We start from the raw sequence: 21865 nt of genomic DNA, 5'->3' as shown, positions 1-21865 counted from the left end.
AAATTCCTCACTGGTGGCGGCTGATCAGGTACAGCAGCGGAAACAGGAAAATCCAGACAATATCGACGAAGTGCCAGTACAGGCCGAAGTTCTCGATGGTCGTCATGTGACCCTGGGTATAAGCCCCGGCCCATGCGCGCACCACCAGCACCAGCAGGATAGAGATGCCGACAATCATATGCAGCGCGTGCATGCCTGTCATGGCGAAGTAGAGCGAGAAGTAGACCTGCGTCTTGGCCGCCATATCTGCCGGGAGCGGCTTCTCTTCAGGATCCGTGGGATGGGTGAAATCCTGCGTGCTGAAGTTCAGTCCCGGGACGTGGTGTTTCTCCCACTTTTCGTGGTACTCAACCGCCTTGACGCCCAGGAAGGTAACGCCCAGGACAATCGTGGCCAGCAGCCAGCCTACCAGCGCTTTGCGCCGCTTCATTTCCGCCGAGTAGACACCCATTGCCATGGTGAAGCTCGAGCAGATCAGCACCGCCGTGTTCAGCGTGCCCAGGAAGATGGAAAGCTGATGGCTTCCGACGACAAATGCCGGGTAATACCAGTTGCGGTAGATGAGATAGGCAGTGAACATGCCGCCGAAGAACATGATTTCGGTCAGCAGGAAGAGCCACATGCCGAAGCTCGAAGCCTCGCGCTGCTGCTCCACCGTTTCGAAGTGGTGGCGCAGATGCGGCGGATGCGCATGCGCGTGCCCTTCGTGCTCGGAGAGCGGCTGAGTTGCGATCGCTTGACTATCCAACGGTCTCCACCTCTTGTGCAGTCTTTTGCGCCAGCCATTCGTAGTCGTACGCATCGTGGTCTACGATGGGCGTTTCGATAAAGTTTTCCGTCAATGGCGGTGACTGGATCTGCCATTCGAGCCCGGTAGCCTGCCAGGGGTTGCTGCCCGCAATCTTGCCATACTTGAGCGACCACGTCATGTAGAGCATGGGCAGCAGATAGCCGAAGCCCAGCACGGTCGCGCCGGCAGTCGAAAGCACATTCAGCACCTGGAACTCAGGAGGATATGCGGCATAGCGGCGCGGCATTCCCAGATAGCCCAGGATGAACTGCGGGAAGAAAGTCAGGATGAACCCGATGAAGGTCGTCAGCGCAGCCAGCTTGGACACACCTTCCGGATACATGCGGCCCGTCATCTTGGGCCACCAGAAATGGATGCCCGAGAGATACGCCATCAGCATGCCGCCCACCATGACGAAGTGGAAGTGCGCCACGATGAAGTAGGTCTCGGTCAGATGGATGTCCATGCCCAGCGAACCGAGGAAGACACCCGTGAGTCCGCCGATGGTGAACAGTCCGAGAAATCCGAAGGCATAGAGCATCGGCGTCTCGAAGGTGATCGAACCCTTATAGAGTGTTGCCGACCAGTTGAACGTCTTGATGGCCGAAGGCACTGCCACCAGCATCGTCAACAGCGAGAAGACCAGCGCCGAGTAGTTCGAGACACCCATGATGAACATGTGGTGCGCCCAGACGAAGAATCCGAAGACGGCGATGGCAACTGACGAGAAGGCGACTGCCGTATATCCGAAGACGCGCTTGCGTGAGAAAGTGCTGATGACCTCGGAGATCACGCCCATGCCGGGCAGAATCATGATGTACACGGCCGGGTGTGAATAGAACCAGAACAAATGCTGGAAGAGCAGAGGATCGCCGCCCTTGGCCGGGTCGAAGACGCCGATGCCGATCGTGCGCTCAAGCACCACAAGCACCAGCGCAATCGCCAGCACCGGAGTGCCGAGCACCATCAGGATCGAAGCCGCGTAATGCGCCCACACAAACAGCGGCAGACGGAACCAGGTCATGCCCGGCGCGCGCATGCGGTGTATCGTCACAATGAAGTTCAGTCCGGTGAAGATCGAACTGAATCCGGCAATAAAGATGCCGAGGCCCGCGGTGACAACGTGCGTATTCAGGTAATGCGTGCTGAGCGGAGTGGTGAAGGTCCAGCCCGTATCCACGCCGCCGAGAATCAGTGCCGACAACGTGAAAATGCCGGCCGCCATGTAGAGATACCAGCTCAGCAGGTTGATCTTCGGGAAGGCCAGGTCTTTGGCTCCCACCATGATCGGGATCAGGAAATTCCCGATGGTCGCCGGAACCGACGGCACCAGGAACAGGAAGATCATGATGACGCCGTGCATGGTGAACACCTTGTTATAGGTGTCCGTCGCCATCAGGTCCGACTGCGGCGTAAGCAGCTCGAAGCGGATGAGTCCCGCCATGGCGCCGCCGATGAAGAAGAAGAACGTGATCGAGATCAGATAGAGGATCGCGATCCGCTTGTGGTCGCCCGTGAGCAGCCAGCTCTTCAGCCCATACTCTTTGTTCAGATACGACACCTTGGGGAGACTCGCCGTCTCCTGCGGTGGCAGATTGACGATTGTTGCGGTGCTCATTGCTTCACCATCCCCTGCCCAGCCGCAGGCGCAGCGGACTGGACTTGGCTTGTGTTCAGTGTCTGCTGAACACGGTAATTCGTGTTGAGGTTCTTGATGTATTCGACGAGATCGATCAAACCTTCTTCACTGATCTGCCCCTGATACGTGGGCATAATAGGAGCGTATCCTGCGACCTGGTGCATGGTCGGGTTCAGGATCGAATCGCGCAGGAAAGCGTCATCCACCGTCACGGTAGATCCGTTGGCCATCTGCACCTTGCCGCCGTAAACCTGAGCCAGGTTCGGCCCGTGCGCGTCCGGATTACCTGAGTGGCAGGAGTTGCAGCCGAGACTGGCGAAAAGCCGCTCGCCGTTCTGCGCCAGCGATGCGCCGCTGGTCGAGCCTGCTGTCCATGCCTGGTAGTCTTCCGGCTTCATGGCGACGATCTGGCCGATCATCTGCGAGTGCAGCGTGCCACAGTATTGCGTGCAGAAAAGGTGATACGTTCCCGGCTGCGTCGCCTCGAACCACACCGTCGAGTAGCGGCCCGGAATCACCTCGCGCTTCACGCGGAAGGCAGGAATCGAGAAGCTGTGGAAGACATCCTGCGAGATCATGGTGAGCTGCACCGGCCGGTTGATGGGAACATGGAGCGCATTGATCTCGTGCTGACCGCCCGGATGCTCGGCCTTCCACATCCACTGCTTGCCGACGATGTAGATGTTCATCGCGTTGGTCGGCGGGTTGTAGATGCGGAAGTACAGCAGCGCACCCCAGACAAAGGTGACCATGAAGAGGGCCAGCGGAATGATGGTCCAGGTAGCTTCAAGCAGCGTGGAGCCTTCAATCTGCGTCGCCTCGGGGTTGCGCTCCTTGCGGTACCTGATGGAGAACGTCACCACCAGGATCAGCACCACCACGAGGCCCACCAGAGAGATCAGCACCAGGAAAAAATAAAGCGCGTCCGCATACGGAGCGATTCCCGACGCTTCCGGCGGAAACAGCGCCGCGTGCGTGAGCCAATTTACGAGAAACTGCCAAAGTACTGGACTGATGAAATGCATCGTTCCCTTATCCGATTACCTTTTTCCAGTTTGCTACCGGTTTCGTGTGCGCTTCCTTCACATCGCGCCGGAACATCACCAACATGTAAGCGCCCAGGCACAACAAGGTGACCAGGCAAGCCAGCTGCACCACGCGCGCAATGATCAGGCTGTGCCTGTTCAGCGTCGGGTCATAGTGGTAGCAGTAGGTCAGAATCTCATCGACGGGCGAACCGATCCTGTGCTCGGAGGCTTCAACCAGGCCGAGCCGCAGGTCCTTCGACGAATACTCCACGCCCAGGTAATACTGCGAGAGCCTTCCATCGGGCGTAACCAGCTCAATCGCGCTCGCATGGGCAAACTGCGTCATCTTGCCATCCGGCCCGGGCACACGCACATAACCAAACCCCGTAGCGCCGGCCAGTGCGTTAATCGCCGGCTGCTGCCCGGTGAGGAAGTGCCAGCCGTTCGCCGTCTCCGGACGCCCATACCGCTTGACGTAGAAAGCCTTCTTCTTCGCCGCCAGCTCCGGCGTCTCGCTCGGGTCGATGCTGATGACGACCACGTCGAAGTCCTTGCCTGGAGTGAACTTCACCATCTCAAGTGCGCTGGTGAGGCCATCCAGCTCTTCAGAGCAGAGCATCGGGCAGTTGTAATACACGAGCGACAGAATGACAGGCCGCTTGCTGAAGTAATCGCCGAGATGAACGGCCTTGCCGGTCTCGTCGCGGAATTCGCTGTTCAGTGGAAGCTGCGTATTCAGCTTCTGAAGAATGGTGACCTTGTTCAGCACAGAGGGCAGATGATCGCTAGGATCGCCCATCTGCTTCTGTCCATAATCGGAGACCTGCGCATGGACGGCGAGCGACAGCAGAAGCACAGCCATACCTATGGCTGCCCTGCTTTTCCGGATTGTCGCCCCTGCCTGCATTTCCTCTACCTTCTATGCTAATCCTGCTTTTACCGCATTTCCGTCGCTGGAGACACGGGCTATTGATTGTTTGCCTTGGTCGAGGCCTGCTCGCCCGGCGTCCTGGCCGCGCCTTCGCGCAGCTCCTGCTCGTAGCCTGTACGCGCAAATCCATCTGTCAGCGGAACTTGCACGGATGTCGGGTTGTCGCCAGCCATCAGCGATTCAGCCTGCTTCGTTTCCTGATGAACCGGCAGGCCGCGCTGCGCAATCAGCTCCATGGCGCGCTCAATCGGAATGCGCACCGTGCCCTTCGAGCGATCGACCCAGCTGTAGTTCTCAAGCAGCAGGTCTTCGCGCGCATGCAGATCGGCAGTGTCCTGGTTGCCGTCGTCGCCCTGCAGACGCGGCGTCGGAAAGGTCTGCGTCAACTGCTTCAGCTCCTGCTGTTGCATTGCCGGATTGGACTGCATGCGGTACGTCCTGGCCTCTGCATTCTGGTTCCACTTGTTCAGCGGGCCATCACGCTTTTCGAGAGCGTTGTTGATGACCTTGCCCATTCCGAAGCAGAAGACGAAGAAGACGCCGAGCGAAATGGCGAGCGCCAGCAGGAAGACCAGGACTCCCTGCACGCTTACGTCAGTAAGCTCGTAGCCCTCCCGGACAGAACCGGCTTTGTCGTGTGACTCGTGCTCGTTAGGCGTGTGCATGTTCTGGCTCCAGAATCTCCGCCACATGCGGATCGTTGGTGGCCACAAGAGGCCGTGTCTTCAGTTGCGAGAAGTAGTACGCCATCCAGAAGGAGATCAGCGCCACCGGCACCACAGCATATTCCAGAATGCCGATGCTGAAGTGCAGGTTGCGCGCCGCATCCTTGAAGTTCGGCTCAACGAGCCAGAACATATCCCAGCAGCGGGCAAAGATCATGATGCAGCAGACTACGACGAGACGGCTCTTGATACGCTTCAGATCGCGAGAGAGCAGGAGCGAGAACGGAATCAGCCAGTGGAAGACGAAGTCCAGCGTAGCGATGACGCCCCATCCGCCGCGAATGCGGTCGAGGTACCAGGGAATCTCTTCCGGCGAGTTGCCCGACCAGATAATCAGGAACGCGGCGAAGGCCAGGTACATGTTGAGCATGGTGAAGGCGAAGCAGAGCTTGCCGAGATCATGCTGCTCGGTGATACGGAAGACCGTCTTCATGGGTTCGGCCTTCGACAACCCGATCAGCGTCAGGATCACCAGCGCCAGCACAGCATAGCCCTGCCCGACGAGGAATTGCAGGCCGTAGACCGTCGAATACCACGTCGGGTCAAGCGACATGACCCAGAGAATCGCCACTGCCGTCAGCGTGAGCGAATAAAGCACTACGCCGAATCCGCTGAGGTTCTCAAACTTCTTCTGCCAGTACGGAACGTTTGGATCCGGGTCGGCGTCGCGCTTGAGCGACCAGCCGTTCAACAGCCATGTGTACAGCGCCCAGCTGGCAAAACAGACCAGCGAGGTGATCCAGAACGTCGTTGGGTTCAGCATCCCATGCTTGAAGTGGATCGCATGCGCCTGCTCGGCAGTAATCAGGTGGCTCTGAAGAGCTTCTTCAAAGTTGGGATATTGCGCCCACAGGTAAAGCTTCTTGAGATTGACTCCGAAAATCGCGACCGGCAGGAAGTAGAGGAAGACGAGCGGCAGCGTGCGTGTCATCGCTTCGAGCGGACGGCGCACCAGCAGGCCCCATTTGCCACCGGAAAGATACTGCACCATCAGCAATGCCATTCCGCCGCAGCAGAAGCCGAAGGAAATCATCAATCCGACCAGCCAGGCGCGCAGGAAGTGACTCCAGCCATCGCCGGCTGCGAAGCCGAGGATGATGCCGCTGACGAGGAAGACTGCGCCAATGGCGAGCGCCTTGCTGCGCCATCCATTTACAAAATCCGGGGCTCCCAGGTCATGGGGCAATGTTTTCGCGTGTTGTGCGTGTGCCATGTCTTCTGGTCCCTTACTGTTTCTCGCCTGCATTCACAGCGGGGCGGTTCTTCGAAGCCGGAGTATTCGGGTTCTGCACCGGAGCTCCTGCCGCCGTTCCCTGGTTCACAGGCTTGGCCTCTACATAAGTGGATTGAGCCACCGGCCACGGCCCGGCAAAGCTCGCCGGCAGTCCCTGCTGTTCGGCGACATCGCTCAGGTTATGCACCTGCGTGCCCGATGGAACATCCGACTCCTTGGCATTCTGGCTCAGTTGCAGCGCGCGAATATAAGCAGCCACAGCCCAGCGATCGGCCGGAGAAAGCTGCGCTGAATAATCAGGCATGGCGCCGAAGCCATTCGTCATCACATAGAAGTAGTGGCTCAAAGGCTGCGCCAGGCGCTTGGCGTCGTGATAATTGCCCGCGGGCTTGTAGCCACGCTCGACGATCATGCCCTCGCCGTTGCCGATGCGCGAATGGCAGGGTGTGCAGTAGACGTTGTACCGCTCCTGTCCGCGTTGAAGCACCGCCAAAGTCGCAGGAAACGGCAGCGCGTCCTGCTCCTTGCCGCTCACCAGTCCGGTATAAAAATAGTCGTCTTCGTGCAGCTGGCCGCGGGCCACCGTGTGTTCCACCTGCGGGCGTACTGAGCGTCCGTCGGCAAAGAACTCGCTGCCGCGCTGCGGAATCTCTTTCGGCTGGTTGTGCATGTCCTGGCGGCAGCCGGCAACGAATACCAGAGCTGCAAGCGCGCCCACGGACAACATGCGGATTCGGTTCATCGTCTTAATACTCCACCTCCACCACGGAGACGGGCCTGAAGCCTTCAAGAAATGCCCTCGATTCGCCCACATCGAACTTCGGATCGGTTGATTCGAGGCAGAGGAAAAATTTGTCTGTCGTCGCGCCATCGCGAAAGTTCGGAGCGTTGAAGAGGGGGTGGTAAAGCTGCGGCAGTCCATTGATCGCAAGCATCCCGAAAGCTGCGGAAAGGCCGGCCCATAGAATCGTCCACTCGTATGCCGGAATGACAAACGCCGGCCACGAATAGTACGGACGGCCCGCAATGTTCAACGGATAAGCCCAGAGTGAAATCCAGGTCTCGAGACTGAACATCGCCGCCAGTCCCAGCAGGCCGCCGATGAGGCAGACCAGCGAGACATTGTCGCGATGGAAGCCGATTGCCGCCGCCGCTTCTTCCACCGGATAGGGCGTATAGCAATCCATGCGCCGGTAGCCGGAATCGTATGCGGCCTGCGCGGCATGCACCAGCTCGCTTGGAGTATCAAACTCCGCAAGCAATCCGTAAGTTCCTTCACGTACAGGCATCAGTCACCCGCCTCCGGGAGAGGTTCCGCTTCCGAACGAATCTTCGCCTGAGGCAGCAGGATGCGCAGCTCAGACATGGGAATCATGGGCAGGAAGCGAACAAACAGGAAGAATAGAACCGTGAACAATCCGAGGGTCCCGGCAAAGGTCGCATAATCCCAGCGCGTGGCCTTGTAGGTCCCCCACGATGATGGAAGAAAATCGCGCGTAAGGCTTGTCACAACGATGACAAAACGCTCGAACCACATGCCGGTGTTCACAATGAACGACATCAGGAACATCCAGCCAGGACTGCGCCGGAACTTGCGGAACCACATCAACTGCGGCAGCGCGATGTTGCAGGTGATGAGCACCCAGTACGACCAGCCCATCGGCCCGAACATGCGGTTCCACATCATGAAGTACTCCCAGTGGCTCGCCGAATACCAGTAGGCCATGAAGACTTCCATCCAGTAGCCATAGGCAACGATGAGGCCGGTGGTCAGCATGACCTTGCCCATGTTTTCGAGGTGGCGGATGGTGATGAGGTCTTCCAGGTGATAGAACTTGCGAATCGGCACCGCCAGCGTGATGACCATGGCGAAGCCGGAGTACACGGCGCCAGCGACGAAGTACGGCGGAAAGATGGTCGTATGCCACCCGGGCATGAGCGCCACAGCGAAGTCGAAGCTGATGACCGTATGTACGGAGAGCACCAGCGGCGTCGCTAAACCTGCGAGCAGCAGCGATGCCGTCTCATACCGCACCCAGTGCCGTACAGAACCGCGCCAGCCAAGCGAGAGCCATCCATAAACAAACTGGCCGATCTTCGATTTCGAGCGGTCGCGCATCGTGCCGAAGTCAGGAACCAGACCGATGTACCAGAAGACAACCGAGATGGTTGCATAAGTCGAAACCGCAAAGACGTCCCACAGCAGCGGCGAGCGGAACTGCGGCCACACGTTCATCGTGTTCGGGTACGGGAAGAGCCAGTACCCCAGCCACGGACGGCCTACGTGGATCAGCGGGAACATGCCGGCGCAGACCACAGCGAAGATTGTCATCGCTTCGGCGAAGCGGTTGATCGAGTTGCGCCAGCTCTGCTTGAAGAGCAGAAGGATGGCCGAGATCAGCGTTCCGGCGTGGCCGATACCGATCCACCACACAAAGTTGACAATAGCGAAGCCCCAGGCCACCGGCTGCGTAATGCCCCAGATGCCGACGCCCTCAAGGAAGAGCCACGTCACGGCAATCAGCAGCAGCGTTGCGCCGCCGCCGGCCAGCAGGATTCCGCCAAACCACCCCAGCGGCGTATGGCTGGTCAGAACAATGCGCGAGACCTTCTCCGTAACTGACTTGAAGGTGTGTCCCGGCGCAATGACCCGGTCTTCGCCTGTGATCGGGTCCAGCATCGGATCGTTGATTGGGTTCTTGATTGCCATATTCCGTCCAGTGTCCTAGGCTTCCGTCAGCTCAGGGTTCACGTTGAGCACCTCGGCGATATATGTCGTGCGCGGTCGCGTGTTGTTGCCTGTCAACACGCCATAGCTGCGCGATCCTTCCTTGAGCTTGCGCACCTTGCTTGAGCGGTCATTCAAATTGCCGAAGATGATCGCATTCGTCGGGCATGCCTGCTGGCACGCCGTCACAATCTCGCCATCGCGAATCTCGCGGTTTTCCTTGTCCGCCTCGATCTTGGCCGCATTGATGCGCTGCACGCAGTAGCTGCACTTCTCCATGACGCCGCGGCTGCGGACCGAAACATCGGGATTGCGCATCAGCTTCAGGCTCTCGGTTTCAAAATCAGAGAAGAGCAGGAAGTTGAAGCGGCGCACCTTGTACGGGCAGTTGTTCGAGCAATAGCGCGTGCCCACGCAGCGGTTGTAGACCATTGTGTTGAGGCCTTCCGGCGTGTGCACGGTGGCGCCTACTGGGCAGACCTGTTCGCAGGGAGCGTTCTCGCAATGCTGGCAGGCCATCGGCTGGAAGTGCGCGCGCGGCGCTGCAAGATCCCCTTCGTAATAGGTGTCAATGCGCAGCCACTGCATGTTGCGCCCGACCTTCACCTGATGCTTGCCAACCACGGCAATATTGTTCTCGGCATAGCAGCTCACGATGCAGGCATTGCAGCCGACGCAGGCATTCATATCGATCGACATGCCCCAGGCATTCTTGTCGTATCTATAGGCCGGGAACATGCTCTCGTCTGCTTCGGGATCTTCCTTGCCCTCGCCCTCGTGCGCAAAGTTAGGATTCTTCTTGAATTCTTCGAGCGTGGCATAGCGGATAATTCCGCGGTCCATCGCCTCATTGCCTTCAAGCGAGTGCGTCCCGCTGCCGTCGCCGCCAACGAAGACCGCGCGATGATCGGTGTAGTGGCTCTTGGTAACCGCGAATTCGTAGGTATCGCCCGTTTTGCGCAGGCTCGCTCCAGTCGCATACAGCGGAGCGTCCGATGTGCGCACGGCATAGGCATTGAACCCGAAGCCGCTGCCCACGCGTCCTGCGCGGCTGCGGCCCTGCCCCAGCGTCAGCGTGATCGTATTGTCGGGATGACCCGGAACAGCAAACACCGGAGCCAGAACCTTGAGCCCATTCACGCTGATCTCAACCACATCATGCTCGGCAAGGTTGAGCCTGGTGAGCGTGGCATAGCTCATCTGCGCGGCGTTGTCCCATGAGAGATTCGTCACCGGACGCGGCAGCTCCTGCAGCCAGCCGACGTTGGCAAAGCGTCCATCGTAGAGGCTGTAGTCGGGGCGGAAGACAATCTCGAGAGCATTGGTCTGCGTGGGCAGGTTCTGCGCGTAGCCGGAGGCCTTCCCTGACGTGCTCTTCGGTGTAAAGGCCGTATCTGCGATGAACCCGTCATGCAGCGCCTTGCGCCAGTTCGCTTCAAAATCACCCTTGGCAGAGAGCGCCGATTTCCAGTTATCGCGCACTGCCTCATAAGGCGAGAGGTCAGGGTTGTCGAGCATTGCCTGCACAATCTCGTGCGCCGAATGTCCCGCATAGAGCGGCTCAATCAACGGCTGCACAACCGAAACCGTACCGTCATAAGCGCGCGCATCCGACCAGCTTTCGAGATAATGCGCGCTGTTGATGTGCCAGTGTGCCTGCGTGGCGGTCTCATCCACGTGCGAGCCTAGATGGACCAGCGTCTTCGCCTTGTTGGCCGCTTCTTCAAATTTCAGGTCGGCAGGAGCGGAGTAGACCGGGTTCGCATTGAGCACCACCAGCCAGTCCACCTTGCCCGCATTCAGATCGGCGACCAGAGACTTCAGGTCGTCATTCTGAATCGAGGGCAGAGGATTCACCGTCTCGGTATAAATCACCGTCTTGCCCACATTGCCAAGAGCTTCATTAATGGCAATCGCAGCCAGATGCACGGCGGGCGACTGCTGTTCGCCGGGAATCACAACGCACTTCCCTGCGCTGGCCTTCAGATCTTTCGCCACCGCGGCAAGAAGCTTCTTCGCATCATCCGACCCGCTATAGGTCGCAGAGCCATTTGTCAGCGTTCCGGCCAACGCCGCAGCAAATGCGGGAATCTCGCTCGCCCGCAACGCCAGCCGGTGTTCCGCCTTGAGGCCCGTCGTCGTTGTCCAGCTCTCGACGACATACAGGCGATTCATCTCGGTCGTGCTGTCGAGCCTGCGCTTGTTCGCGTAATCCTTCGCTAATTTGTGGAAGCCGGGATGCGTTGCGCCGGAAAGAAAATCTGCATCGAGCGACAGAACCACATCCGCTGCATCGAGCTTGTACTGCGCGTCGAGATAATCGCCAAACGCGGCCTTCGAAGCCGCATATGCCGAATCGCGATTTACCGGATCGTACTGCACCAGTTTCGCATTCGGAAACGCAGCCTGCGCCTTCTTCCACTGCGCCGCCAGCGTCGGCGAAGTAATGGTGCTGCTCAGAAAATAGATTCCGCTGCCGCCGGAAGATTTCTTGTCAGCCAGAGCTGAGCGCCATGCCGCCTGGAAGGCCGCCCACGTGCGCGTCTCGCCGCGATAAACCACATGCTGCGAGCGGTCAGGATCATACAAATCAAGCAACGTGCCCTGAGTAAATGCATCCGATCCGCCCTTGATGTAAGGATGCTCCGGATTGCCGTCCACCTTGATCGGACGATACGCATCGCTCTTCACCAGCACCGGAACCGCGCCTGTCGGGAACGGAAAAGCCGTGGCAAAATACATCGGCTTACCCAGGATCAGATCTTCCGGCGCCTTCACATACGGATAAATCGGCTCGTCGGGCTGCTTCGTGCAGCCAGCCAGACCGGCGAGCGCCAGCGACGCGCCAGCCATCTTCAAAAAGCCGCGGCGCGACACCGAATCGATCCACTCCGAAGCCTGCTGCGGAAATTCACGGCTGAGCATCTCCGCGAATCCGGGCTTGTCGGCTAACTCTTCGAGGCTCCGCCAATATTTCTTGCCTGTCTTGCCGTTCAGCTTGGCGCGAACTTCTTCGAGCGTCATCTGTGTTCCGTTGTTGCTCATTTCTTTTTTGTCTTCCAGGACGACAGGGAAAAGCTGCTTGTCATTCGACTTGTTATTCATCGATGGCAGACCTCGCAGCTCGACAGATCACGCGGCGAGCGGATGTGGTATTGATCCAGCAGGAACTTGCCCAGCGCTTCCTGGCTGGTGAACTTCTGATAATTCAGCGCTGCAGGAACCACCGCTCCACCCGCATCGCTCGCTGCAGCAGCCTGCGCGTGCAGACCCACTGGCATATTGAGTGCGGCCAGTTCTCCGCCGCCTCCGCTTGGATTGGACTCAGTGCAGGTCACATCCTGCGCTGTCGGCGTTCCGGTCTTCGACTGCTGTTTCACCGCGCACCATTCCGGCTTCAGCTCGCTCGGGCCGGTCCAGGCCATGTTGTAGATTTCGCTCGTAGGTCGCAGGTTTTTCGCCGGATTGCGATGGCAGTTCAGGCACCACTCCATCTGCAGAGTGTTCTGCTGATAGGTGATCGGCATCTCGTCGATCCGGCCGTGGCAGCTCGAACAGCCTATGCCTTTATTTACGTGGATTTCGTGGCTGAAATATACGTAATCAGGAAGGTCGTGGACCTTCGTCCATTTAATGGACTCGCCCGTCGCCCAGCTGTTCCGGACCGGTTCCAGCAGATTGGCATTGGTCCAGATCTGCGCGTGGCAGTTCATGCAGGTCTTGGTCGGAGGAATGCCGGCATAGCTCGACTTCTCCACCGATACGTGACAGTACTGGCACTGAATGCCCAGCCCCTGCACGTGGTGTTTATGACTGAATGGGACAGGCTGGTCGGCCCTTTGCCCCTGCCGCGTTACCCATGGTGACCTTTGCAGTTGATCCAGCGCCACGCCCAAGGCTATGACGATCAATCCCGTTAAGACCAGGCTCATGCGTGCTAGCGCGTTTGAGCTTCGGTCAAAAATCTGCGCCATGTATGCGTTCCTGTTTCCTCTGAATCCCTAGTAGTGGCAGGGGTTAGCGTTGCACCGGCATTTTCATGCGCCGGAAACTCTTTTATTTTTGCGAAGCAACACTATAGTGGCCTGATGGCACACTTCGCAAGTCACTCATGCGTTAATACATGGTGCAGCGCACACGACTCAGAGCCAAGTACAGTTTGCTGTGATTCAGTTTTCATTGAAATAGCTGGTGTTCTGTTCACACATACAAATTAAGACCTAAACAATCTGAAATCCCTATTCTCTAGTCACTAAGCTCGGCACGCTGTACCCTGAACCCTATACAGAATGAAGCGTTTTCTTTTCCCCATTCTCGGATTGTGGCTTCTGCTCTATGGCTCGTTCGCGCTTGTGCGTCCACCGCTCTTTGACGGCGAAGACGCGCTGCACGCCGAAGCTGCGCGAGAAATTCTCCAGACTCACGACTGGGTCACGCTTCACATTAATGGCGTGCGTTTTCTTGAAGCTCCTCCGCTGCTGCCGTGGAGCGTCGCAGCGAGCCTTCGCATCTTCGGCAGTCATGACTGGGCCGCGCGTTTTCCGCTGGCCCTTTCTTCACTGGCATTGTTTTTAGTTGCGTTCGCGCTGGGGCGCCGGCTCTTCCAATCCATCCCCGCGGGCTTCTACTCCGCAATCTGTCTCATGACGGCCAGCGGCATCTTCGGCTTCGCGCACATTCTTCTGCCCCAGGTGATGTTCTGCCTCTGGATTTCGCTCGCGGTATATTTCTTCTGGCAGTCGCTCGGCGAAGAAACGCCGTCTCTGGCCACTGCTCTCGGACACGATATCTGCTGCGCGCTCGGCGTGTTGACCATGGGCCTGATTGGCGCGCTCTTTCCGCTGGCCATCACCCTTATCTATTTGTTCCTCACGCGGAACCTGCGCCATCTTTTGCGCTGGCATCCTGTAACCGGCACTGTTACATTTCTGATCGTCGCCGCACCGTGGCACATTCTTGCCGCTATCAGAAATCCTGCACAGGGCAATGCTCATGGTTTTCTGTGGCTCTACTTCGTTAACGGACACTTCCTGCGCTATCTCGGCAACCGCTCGCCGCAGAACTATGACTCCGTGCCGCTATGGATCTTCTGGCTGCTGCTGCTCGTATTCATCGCGCCGTGGTGCATCTTCGCTATCAAAGCGCTCGCGCGGCTGCGCTGGAAAGAGACAAGCCAGACACAGCGCGCGCTGCTGCTTCTCGCGATATGGGCCGCAGTCGTCATGGTCTTCTTCAGCTTTTCCTTCCGCCAGGAATACTATCTGCTGCCCGCGCTTCCTCCGCTTGCTCTGCTTGCCGGATACTGGCTCGCCGATGATGAGACTTCTCCGACACCAGCGGGAATACTTACGGCGTGGATTCTCTTCATCGCCGGCGTGATTGCCGCTGTTGCTTCAGCCATCATTGCTGTCACTTTCAAGCCTCTCCCCATAGGAACCGACGTCTCGGCATTTCTGCAGGAAGTCACCCGCAGCCATCGCCTGTTCTTCGGACACTTCTTCGATCTCACTGAACGCGCGCTGGGAGCATTCCGCGTGCCCTTGTGCATTACTACAGCCGCGCTTCTCGTAGGGCTTACCGCGAACCTGTGCTTCCGTCTGAAAAAGAAAACCAGGCTTGCCAACTGCTTCCTGCTCGGAACAACAGTTGCCTTTCTCATCGCTGCGCATCTGGCGCTCAACACGCTCTCGCCCGCCATCTCTTCGCAGATTCTGGCCAGCGCCATACGGCCTGAGATGGACAGCGATGACGTTGTCGTGATCAATGGCCCGCTCGATCACGCATCCTCTCTGCCGTTCTACCTGCGGCGCAATGTACAGATATTGAATGGCACCGAATCGGACTTGTGGCCAGGCTCGCTCTTTCCGGATGCACCGCATATCTTCATCGACAACAGCGCACTCAACCAGCTCTGGGCAGGAGCAAACCGCGTCTTCCTCTGGACGCCGCTCGACCGAGCCCCACAGCTGCCTCAGCCCGTCTTCGTCATTGGACGCAGCGGCGGAAAAGAAATCCTGAGCAACCAGCCGAGCTCGAGAGGCGCCGAATTCTAGGGACTGGCCGTCCAGGCACACGCGCCTTTGGCGCCCTTCTTGCAGTAACTCTAGTTTTGCGGCAGACCTTCCCGCTCCCGTTGGTCGCTGCATCTTGCCTACGGTAAACGCAACATGGGTGCCCATGTTCATCCGCTTTAGCGGACTAACGTGGGAGGGTGGATGACAACCTGGCACAAAGCTGCGACCAACGGAAGCGAGAAAGTTAACTCGAACTCTAGGCTGCAGCAAGAAGGGTGCCAAAGGCGCGTGTGCCTGGACGGCTAGTCCCCTGCCAACAGCTTGCCGTCCTTCAGCACAAACTTCTGCCCGCGCCATGAAATGGTATTGCCCGCATAGCTCCACGCCCAGATGCACAGGGCAACCACATCGCGCAGCGGTAGCAGCCAGAGATCGCGTAGAACTTCGGCGGCACGCAGCAGCCCCACTCCGACTGCAAGCGCCAGCGTCACGCGCGCAGCAAAGACCAGGCTCAGCAGTGCAATGCTGAAAAGGCTTGCGCCCGATGCAATGAAATTCAGTAAGGCCCAGGGCAATCCAAAGGTAAAGATCACACCGGCGTAGCCTCCCTTGCGTGAATCGCGCATGCCGCGCGCCCAGCGCAGCTGATGATCGAGAAACTGGCGGAAGTTGTAGGCCGGGACTGTAGTCTCAACAACCTCATCGCTCAATTCAACGCGAAAGCCTTTAGCTGCGACGCGCGCCCCGAGTTCATAATCATCGGCCAGATAATCGGCGAGCGGGGCGAACCCGCCAATCGCATCGAGGGCTGCGCGCGAAACAGCCAGCGTCGAACCGAGTCCGAAACGAATGCCGCCTTCGAGCTTACGCGCTGTCAGCACTCCGGCTGCGAAATCGGTCGCAATGCCGAGTGCCTCCATCTTTGAGCCAAGTGTTCTGTGTGCGCGTCCGCGATAGAGCGCCGTGACCATGCCAACCTTAATGTCCTGAAAAGGCGCCATCACGCGTTCGAGGTAACGCGGCCAGACCTTGATATCGCTGTCATTGATGAGAATGTGATCGAATCGCGCGTGAGCGAGCATCTGTGCAAGGTTGCTGACTTTTCCATTTGGCCCGAGTACTTCAGGAGTCACGACCAGGCGAACAGCAGTCCTGGGATACTCCGTTTTGAGCTGCTCTACCGCAGCAACCGCTGGATCGTCCATGCTGTTGACACCGAAGAGGATCTCGTACTCACCCGCATACTGCTGGCGGCAGTGGCTGGCAAAGCTCGCATACATGTCGTGATCGAATCCCTTGAGCGGCTTCAGAATGCTGACCGGAGGATGAAACCCCTGAAGCGGAGTTCGTTTGGAGCGGACAAAGTCACGCGCACTCCAGAGAGCTGCGAAATAAAATCCCAGTCCGCACAGAGCAAGGATGGTGGTAAGGCTTTCAATCACGACGCCGAGCATGAATGCTCAGTTTACAGGGCACAGCGTACAGCGCTCAGGGTACAGCGTTCGGTTAATCGCCAAGAGCTGTCTGAACCCTGCCCCCTGAGCGCTGCACGCTACTCATATCTCAGCGCTTCGATCGGATCGAGATTCGCGGCCTTCCACGCCGGATAGATTCCGAAGACCAGGCCAATGAAGCACGAAACAGTGAACCCGATCATTGCCCACATACTCGACATAGTCGCGGGCAATGCGCTCAACAGCAGACGGATGATCAGCGTAATGATGCCACCAACCACAATGCCAATGATGCCGCCCAGGGCACAGAGTGTGACTGCTTCAATGGTGAATTGCAGCAGGATGTTGCGCTTGGTTGCTCCAATCGCTTTGCGAACGCCAATCTCGCGGGTGCGCTCCGTCACAGAGACGAGCATGATATTCATTACGCCGACACCGCCAACCATCAGCCCTACACTTGAAACGGCGACCATGAAGATGGCCAGTCCGCCAGTAAGCTGGTTCCACAGTCGCGACAACGAATCAGGGGCGAAGATTTCGAAATCATCCGGCTGCTCCACGCGTACCTTGCGGTGGCGGCGCAGCAGCTCGCGGACTTCATCCTCTACCAGATTGCGGTTTTTCGGGTCGTCATACTTTACGCTCACCCATACACCGCCCGTGACCGCATCTTCCGGATGCAGCTTCATAAAGGTGCCGATGGGGAAAAAAGCCGCGTTGTCATCAGGATTGCGGCCGCCCCCAAAGGCCTGTTTTCGCTTTTCGAAGACTCCGATCACAGTGAAAGTATTGTTCTCAATCGTGACTTCTTTGCCGAGCGCGCTGTCGCTGCCGAAGAGCTGCTGCGCCGTATCGTATCCGAGAATGACCACATTGGCCTTTCTCTGGTCTTCATCTTCTGTGTATACGCGGCCCTCGGTAAGAGAAACATCGGCAACTTCAGAAATTTGCGACGAATCCCCCTGTAGAAGCGTGCCCTGGGCCTTCTTCTGGCCATATTTCACACCAACAATACCGGCCTGAAAAATGGGGTTCACATGGCGCACGCCGCCGTCGGCGGCTGCAACATGAGGCAGCTGGCGGATGGCCGCGACATCGTCAAAGGTCAGCTTTTTGCGCGCCAGCATTTCTGCCGTGGGACGTACTCCGATGACCGGCATGTGATAAACCCAGAGCACATTCGTGCCCAGTGAGCTGACCCAGGCCTGCACATTGTTGTTGAGCCCGCTGATGATCGAAGAGATGGTGATGACGGTGGTCACGCCGATCACAATGCCGAGAATGGTCAGCCCCGAGCGCAGCTTGTTTGCGCGCAGCGTCTCAAAGGCCATCCGGACCGCTTCACGTGAATCAGCTACTCTCACCTCAGCCCCTCCTTTCCTATAGCTCCGACCGCAGGGCGACGATTGGATCCAGTATTGCCGCCTTGCGCGCAGGGTAGACTCCGAAGAAAATACCCACAGCTGCGGAAACAAACAACGCCAGAAATACCGACCAGATCTGAATATCCGAGGGGAAGCCGATGGCCACCGTCACCAGCTTGGCGACCCCAACACCACCAATTACGCCGATGGCACCGCCCACCAGCGACATGGTCGCCGACTCGATGAGGAACTGCAGCAGGATATCGGTGTACCGTGCACCTAGTGCTTTCCTCACGCCGATCTCGCGCGTCCGCTCGGTGACGCTCACCAGCATGATGTTCATGATGACGATGCCGCCGACAACCAGCGAAATCGAGGCAATCCCGATGACAACAAAGAAAAATGTGGAGCTGATGCTCTGCCATAGACCAACAAAGGTGGCGTTGGTATCGAGCGAGAAACTGTCCTCCGCTCCGGGAGCATCATGGCGGCGCTCACGCAGAATTGCCCGTGCTTCATCGGATGCGCGGTCAAGCGCAGGCCCTACCGACCCTGCCTTGATATAGACGATGATGCTCTTGTTGGTTCCGTACTTGCGCTGGTAAGTGCTGATTGGCACTGAGACGTAGTTGTCCTGGCTTTGCCCCAGCGTCTTGCCCTGCCGCTCGCCTACGCCGATCACGGTATAGGGTTCGCCGTCGACGCGAATCTCCTTGCCCAGAGGATCGGAGCCGGGCATCAGGTTGTCAATAATGTCGTAGCCGATAATTGCCGTGTGCGTGCCGTACTGCTCATCAGCAGGAGTAAAGCTGCGCCCCAGGACTACATTCAGGTTGGACATGGCGGGCATGTTCCAGCTCCAGCCGCGGATGCTGGTATCGGTGCTCGAATGCGAGCCGTAAACTACTTTGCCCGTGGTGCTCTGCAGCGCGCCTACATCGACACAGGACTTACAGAGCTCGTGGATCGCCTGGTAGTCCTCAAGATGAATGTCCTTGCGCTTCTGGTATTTCTCGTACTCTTCATAGCTGAAGATCACCGACGGCTGCTTGCTCAGAGTGAAAACATCGGCGCCATAGCTGTAGATCTTGGTCGCGACATATTTATTCACACCGTTGGTCAGCGTAATGACGGCAATCACCGAAGCCACGCCGATGACCACGCCAATCAGCGTGAGGATCGAGCGCAGCTTGTTCGCCCAGAGCGACTGCAGAGCGATCTTGATGGCCTCAATGAATTCCATGGATAAAAAAAGTTTCTTGCTTGTGTGCTCTGAGTGTACAGCCGATCATTTGTACAAGCGCACGTTACCTTGGCATTCATTTACGAGGCGATAGGTAAATTTGTTCCGTGGAATTTGCCTTCAGCGCAGCGTCTTGATCGTGTATATTGCATGCAATATCATGAAACTGCGGCTTGTGCTCGATACATCCGTGCTCGTGGCTGCTGTTAGAAGCAGTCTTGGAGCTTCCGCAATGCTCCTGGAAGGGGCTCTGAAGGAGGAATTCGTAATGTTGGCATCCGTTCCTCTTTTTCTGGAGTATGAAGCGGTTTTGACACGCCCTGAGCATTTGATAACAGCAGGACTTGAAATTGAGGAGATGGCCGTATTGCTCGATGCGTTGGCTGCAGTAGCGAAACCCGTCAAACTGGCGTTTCTCTGGAGGCCTCAGCTTCGTGATGCAAACGACGATATGGTCTTAGAAGCGGCAACGAATGGAACCGCCGATGCCATTGTTACCTTTAACACCAGGGATTTTGCTGCCATCTCTCCGCGGTTTGGCGTTGCAGTGCTAACCCCAGGCGAAGCTCTAAGAAAGGTGAGAGATATATGAGGAAGAGTAATTTCGCCTTGCGAGTGCAACCTTCTTTGCTGGACGAAGCGCGTAAAGTTGCCGAATCTGAGGGTGTTGCCCTCAATCAATTCATCAATGTTGCGGTGGCAGAGAAATTGTCGGCGCTTCGGACTGAAGCATTCTTTCGCGAGCGGGCGAAAAGAGCAGATATTTCGAAGGCTTTAAAAGTTCTGAAGAAGGCGGGCAGAGGAAATACCCCGCTTCCGGAAGATGAACTACTGTAGCGGCAACCCAACTCCGCTGGCGTGAGGTGTCTCCGGAGGCTTTTGGGCAAACTCGCGCTCGATGCGCTCGTTGATTCCTGCCTGGGCAAATTCCGCAGTCACGCGAAGGCCGTTGTAAATCGCGCGCTCGTTCGATGATCCATGGCCGATCACACAGACGCCGCGCACACCCAGCAGCGGAGCGCCGCCGTACTCCGAAGGATCGAGCCGCTTCTTGAAGGCATTGAAGGCCTTGCGGGAAAGCAATGCGCCTACCTGCGCGGTGACCGTCGTGGTCAGCGACTGCTTCAGCATGTCGCGCACCAGCTTCGTCAGTCCTTCGGAAGTCTTGAGCGCCACATTGCCGACAAAACCGTCACAAACGATTACGTCAGCATGGCCGTTGTAGATATCGCGCCCCTCGACGTTGCCAATGAAGTTGATGGGCAGCTGCTTGAGCAGGGGAAGCGTTTCCGCGGTCAGTTCGTTGCCCTTGCCCTCTTCTTCACCGATTGAAAGCAGCCCGACACGCGGGCGCGAAATTTTCAGCACGCTGCGCGCATACATCTCGCCCATGACGGCGAATTGCTCCAGGTTCTGCGGCTTGCAATCGACATTCGCACCAACATCAAGGAGGACACAGGGCGATCCGGCGGTTGTGGGCATCACCACGGCCAGCGCAGGACGGTCGACGCCCGGCAGTGCGCCGAGCACCATCTTGGCCGTAGCCATGGCGGCTCCGGTGTTGCCTGCGGTAAGGAATCCGGCAACCTTCTTTTCCCGGACGAGGCGAAGACCGACGCGCATCGAGCTGTCGCGCTTGGTACGGACAGCGTGGGCGGCCTTCTCGTCCATGCTGATGTATTCGCTTGCGTGAACGATGTCGATCGGGAGACGCTCTCCCGCCAGATACTCATACAGCAGCGGGCGCAGCCGCTCCTGCGGCCCCACCAGGTACACGCGCACCGGCAGCGTACGGCAGGCAAGGATCGCGCCCCGAATCTCCGGATCAGGCGCTTTATCAGCACCCATGGCATCGAGAGCGATGTGAGTCAGCATCGTAGGCTGGACTAGCTGGCTTCCTTCACTTCAAGCACTTCGCGGCCCTTGTAGGTGCCGCATTTGGGACAGGCACGGTGGGGCAGCTTGCGCTCATGACAGTTCGGACACTCTGACAGTCCTGTAGAAGTGAGCGCGTCGTGTGCGCGGCGCTTTGCGGTGCGGGCCTTGGAGTGGCGCCGCTTTGGATTCGGCATGGCAAATTCCTTTCAATCGAGCATCCGGGCTGTTTCGCCTCGCGGTGCTCGCAATTACGATTTCATCCGGCTGCGCAAGCTCGAACTTAAATCCGAAAGTGCTGACCACCTGGGGTCGGGGGGCGCTGCATCACAGGCGCAGGCTTCGGAATTCAGGTTCTGGCCGCAACGCGGGCAAAGTCCCTTGCAGTCCTGGCGGCATAGCGTTCTGGCAGGGAGGGACAAAAGCACCTGTTCGCGCAGCACGTCTTCCAGCACAAGGCCGCTCTTCTGATAATAACCGATTTCCGTCTCCGATGTGCTGATAGAATGATCGTCTGAGCCATCTTCGACGCCTAAGGGCCGAAAAATCAGGTCAAATTCTCCATCCAGCGCATGTTCCACCGGCTCCAGGCAGCGCGCACAGGCCACTGCAACCCGTCCCTGATACTTCGCCCGCACGCGGATATCTTCGACAATCTCGCGCGTCCCGCGATGCTCCTCGATCAGGTCTGCGCGTCCGGCCACATGCAGAGGGCCCTCCTGCTCGATTTCCGGGCCATAGTCGATACTCTCCGGCTGCAGATCGAGATCAAATTCGAGCGGCTCCCGTTCGAGTTCAGGCAGGGTGATCAGCATGGCGCGCCTCTTTTTCAGGGAATGG

Annotated in this window: 20 protein-coding genes; 3 read left to right on the top strand and 17 right to left on the bottom strand. The window is 58.0% G+C overall.

Annotation, left to right across the window (positions count from 1 at the left end):
* Positions 1-7: 7 nt before the first annotated feature.
* The 11 genes from AC5S16_RS17765 to AC5S16_RS17715 all read right to left on the bottom strand — a co-directional run bounded on the left by AC5S16_RS17765 (position 8) and on the right by AC5S16_RS17715 (position 13049).
* On the bottom strand, positions 8-748 hold the full coding sequence (locus AC5S16_RS17765; RefSeq protein WP_493931444.1) for a cytochrome c oxidase subunit 3 family protein: 741 nt from the start codon (positions 746-748) through the stop codon (positions 8-10).
* Positions 741-2408 (bottom strand): cytochrome c oxidase subunit I, encoded by a 1668-nt coding sequence (locus AC5S16_RS17760; RefSeq protein WP_493931443.1) that lies wholly within the window; start codon positions 2406-2408, stop codon positions 741-743. The genes AC5S16_RS17765 and AC5S16_RS17760 overlap by 8 nt, the downstream gene beginning before the upstream one ends.
* Positions 2405-3454 carry a cytochrome c oxidase subunit II gene (gene coxB / locus AC5S16_RS17755; RefSeq protein WP_493931442.1) on the bottom strand — a complete coding sequence of 350 codons (1050 nt, stop codon included), beginning with the start codon at positions 3452-3454 and terminating at the stop codon, positions 2405-2407. Before coxB ends, AC5S16_RS17760 begins: the two co-directional genes overlap by 4 nt.
* A 7-nt stretch (positions 3455-3461) precedes the next feature.
* Positions 3462-4319, bottom strand: coding sequence for an SCO family protein (locus tag AC5S16_RS17750; protein WP_493931441.1), 858 nt, complete (start codon positions 4317-4319; stop codon positions 3462-3464).
* Between the two features lie 104 nt (positions 4320-4423).
* Complete coding sequence (locus AC5S16_RS17745) at positions 4424-5053, bottom strand: hypothetical protein (RefSeq protein ID WP_493931440.1); 630 nt, start codon at positions 5051-5053, stop codon at positions 4424-4426.
* Positions 5040-6326: a hypothetical protein gene (locus AC5S16_RS17740; RefSeq protein WP_493931439.1), complete on the bottom strand. Its 1287-nt coding sequence runs from the start codon at positions 6324-6326 to the stop codon at positions 5040-5042. Before AC5S16_RS17740 ends, AC5S16_RS17745 begins: the two co-directional genes overlap by 14 nt.
* Before the next feature lie 13 nt (positions 6327-6339).
* Positions 6340-7089: a c-type cytochrome gene (locus AC5S16_RS17735; protein WP_493931438.1), complete on the bottom strand. Its 750-nt coding sequence runs from the start codon at positions 7087-7089 to the stop codon at positions 6340-6342.
* 4 nt (positions 7090-7093) lie between these two features.
* A complete protein-coding gene (locus AC5S16_RS17730) occupies positions 7094-7636 on the bottom strand; it encodes a DUF3341 domain-containing protein (RefSeq protein ID WP_493931437.1) in 543 nt (180 codons plus the stop codon).
* The gene (nrfD, locus tag AC5S16_RS17725; RefSeq protein WP_493931436.1) at positions 7636-9057 is read right to left on the bottom strand and encodes an NrfD/PsrC family molybdoenzyme membrane anchor subunit; all 1422 of its coding nucleotides are present in this window, start codon (positions 9055-9057) and stop codon (positions 7636-7638) included. The genes AC5S16_RS17730 and nrfD overlap by 1 nt, the downstream gene beginning before the upstream one ends.
* 15 nt (positions 9058-9072) lie before the next feature.
* Positions 9073-12180 carry a TAT-variant-translocated molybdopterin oxidoreductase gene (locus tag AC5S16_RS17720; protein WP_493931435.1) on the bottom strand — a complete coding sequence of 1036 codons (3108 nt, stop codon included), beginning with the start codon at positions 12178-12180 and terminating at the stop codon, positions 9073-9075.
* Entirely contained in the window at positions 12177-13049 is an 873-nt protein-coding gene (locus AC5S16_RS17715; protein WP_493931434.1) for a cytochrome c3 family protein, read from the bottom strand. Before AC5S16_RS17715 ends, AC5S16_RS17720 begins: the two co-directional genes overlap by 4 nt.
* Positions 13050-13364: 315 nt before the next feature.
* Here AC5S16_RS17715 and AC5S16_RS17710 point away from each other — a divergent pair, with 315 nt between their 5' ends.
* On the top strand, positions 13365-15128 hold the full coding sequence (locus AC5S16_RS17710) for an ArnT family glycosyltransferase (protein ID WP_493931433.1): 1764 nt from the start codon (positions 13365-13367) through the stop codon (positions 15126-15128).
* Between the two features lie 263 nt (positions 15129-15391).
* Here AC5S16_RS17710 and hpnI read toward each other — a convergent pair whose 3' ends face one another.
* The 3 genes from hpnI to AC5S16_RS17695 form a co-directional block, all read right to left on the bottom strand.
* Entirely contained in the window at positions 15392-16543 is a 1152-nt protein-coding gene (hpnI, locus tag AC5S16_RS17705) for a bacteriohopanetetrol glucosamine biosynthesis glycosyltransferase HpnI (protein WP_493931432.1), read from the bottom strand.
* 98 nt (positions 16544-16641) lie between these two features.
* Entirely contained in the window at positions 16642-17907 is a 1266-nt protein-coding gene (locus AC5S16_RS17700) for an ABC transporter permease (protein ID WP_493931431.1), read from the bottom strand.
* 16 nt (positions 17908-17923) lie between these two features.
* Positions 17924-19150, bottom strand: a complete 1227-nt coding sequence (locus AC5S16_RS17695; protein ID WP_493931430.1) for an ABC transporter permease — start codon at positions 19148-19150, stop codon at positions 17924-17926.
* Positions 19151-19310: 160 nt separating this feature from the next.
* Between AC5S16_RS17695 and AC5S16_RS17690 the strand changes: the two genes are divergently transcribed.
* Together AC5S16_RS17690 and AC5S16_RS17685 are read left to right on the top strand one after the other, a co-directional pair.
* A complete protein-coding gene (locus tag AC5S16_RS17690; RefSeq protein WP_493931429.1) occupies positions 19311-19742 on the top strand; it encodes a putative toxin-antitoxin system toxin component, PIN family in 432 nt (143 codons plus the stop codon).
* On the top strand, positions 19739-19987 hold the full coding sequence (locus tag AC5S16_RS17685) for a toxin-antitoxin system HicB family antitoxin (RefSeq protein WP_493931428.1): 249 nt from the start codon (positions 19739-19741) through the stop codon (positions 19985-19987). Before AC5S16_RS17690 ends, AC5S16_RS17685 begins: the two co-directional genes overlap by 4 nt.
* Here AC5S16_RS17685 and plsX read toward each other — a convergent pair.
* From plsX to AC5S16_RS17670, 3 genes are read right to left on the bottom strand one after another with little or no spacing between them, the layout of a single operon-like run.
* The gene (gene plsX, locus AC5S16_RS17680) at positions 19979-21025 is read right to left on the bottom strand and encodes a phosphate acyltransferase PlsX (protein WP_493931427.1); all 1047 of its coding nucleotides are present in this window, start codon (positions 21023-21025) and stop codon (positions 19979-19981) included. The genes AC5S16_RS17685 and plsX overlap by 9 nt on opposite strands.
* Positions 21026-21036: 11 nt before the next feature.
* Positions 21037-21222, bottom strand: a complete 186-nt coding sequence (gene rpmF, locus AC5S16_RS17675; RefSeq protein ID WP_493931426.1) for a 50S ribosomal protein L32 — start codon at positions 21220-21222, stop codon at positions 21037-21039.
* 54 nt (positions 21223-21276) lie between these two features.
* Positions 21277-21840, bottom strand: coding sequence for a YceD family protein (locus tag AC5S16_RS17670; RefSeq protein ID WP_493931425.1), 564 nt, complete (start codon positions 21838-21840; stop codon positions 21277-21279).
* Between the last annotated feature and the right edge of the window lie 25 nt (positions 21841-21865).

The organism is Acidobacterium sp. FHG110202_01 (assembly GCF_059115305.1).
Note: the sequence above shows the minus strand (reverse complement) of the source record. Positions and strands in the feature narration are given on the sequence as shown.

What these genes read in the sequence shown, in the direction of transcription:
- AC5S16_RS17760 (WP_493931443.1), bottom strand. Translation starts at nt 2,408, where the DNA reads ATGAGCACCGCAACAATCGTCAATCTGCCACCGCAGGAGACGGCGAGT.
- coxB (WP_493931442.1), bottom strand. Translation starts at nt 3,454, where the DNA reads ATGCATTTCATCAGTCCAGTACTTTGGCAGTTTCTCGTAAATTGGCTC.
- AC5S16_RS17750 (WP_493931441.1), bottom strand. Translation starts at nt 4,319, where the DNA reads ATGGCTGTGCTTCTGCTGTCGCTCGCCGTCCATGCGCAGGTCTCCGAT.
- AC5S16_RS17745 (WP_493931440.1), bottom strand. Translation starts at nt 5,053, where the DNA reads ATGCACACGCCTAACGAGCACGAGTCACACGACAAAGCCGGTTCTGTC.
- AC5S16_RS17740 (WP_493931439.1), bottom strand. Translation starts at nt 6,326, where the DNA reads ATGGCACACGCACAACACGCGAAAACATTGCCCCATGACCTGGGAGCC.
- AC5S16_RS17735 (WP_493931438.1), bottom strand. Translation starts at nt 7,089, where the DNA reads ATGAACCGAATCCGCATGTTGTCCGTGGGCGCGCTTGCAGCTCTGGTA.
- AC5S16_RS17730 (WP_493931437.1), bottom strand. Translation starts at nt 7,636, where the DNA reads ATGCCTGTACGTGAAGGAACTTACGGATTGCTTGCGGAGTTTGATACT.
- nrfD (WP_493931436.1), bottom strand. Translation starts at nt 9,057, where the DNA reads ATGGCAATCAAGAACCCAATCAACGATCCGATGCTGGACCCGATCACA.
- AC5S16_RS17720 (WP_493931435.1), bottom strand. Translation starts at nt 12,180, where the DNA reads ATGAATAACAAGTCGAATGACAAGCAGCTTTTCCCTGTCGTCCTGGAA.
- AC5S16_RS17715 (WP_493931434.1), bottom strand. Translation starts at nt 13,049, where the DNA reads ATGGCGCAGATTTTTGACCGAAGCTCAAACGCGCTAGCACGCATGAGC.
- AC5S16_RS17710 (WP_493931433.1), top strand. Translation starts at nt 13,365, where the DNA reads ATGAAGCGTTTTCTTTTCCCCATTCTCGGATTGTGGCTTCTGCTCTAT.
- hpnI (WP_493931432.1), bottom strand. Translation starts at nt 16,543, where the DNA reads ATGCTCGGCGTCGTGATTGAAAGCCTTACCACCATCCTTGCTCTGTGC.
- AC5S16_RS17695 (WP_493931430.1), bottom strand. Translation starts at nt 19,150, where the DNA reads ATGGAATTCATTGAGGCCATCAAGATCGCTCTGCAGTCGCTCTGGGCG.
- AC5S16_RS17690 (WP_493931429.1), top strand. Translation starts at nt 19,311, where the DNA reads ATGAAACTGCGGCTTGTGCTCGATACATCCGTGCTCGTGGCTGCTGTT.
- AC5S16_RS17685 (WP_493931428.1), top strand. Translation starts at nt 19,739, where the DNA reads ATGAGGAAGAGTAATTTCGCCTTGCGAGTGCAACCTTCTTTGCTGGAC.
- plsX (WP_493931427.1), bottom strand. Translation starts at nt 21,025, where the DNA reads ATGCTGACTCACATCGCTCTCGATGCCATGGGTGCTGATAAAGCGCCT.
- rpmF (WP_493931426.1), bottom strand. Translation starts at nt 21,222, where the DNA reads ATGCCGAATCCAAAGCGGCGCCACTCCAAGGCCCGCACCGCAAAGCGC.
- AC5S16_RS17670 (WP_493931425.1), bottom strand. Translation starts at nt 21,840, where the DNA reads ATGCTGATCACCCTGCCTGAACTCGAACGGGAGCCGCTCGAATTTGAT.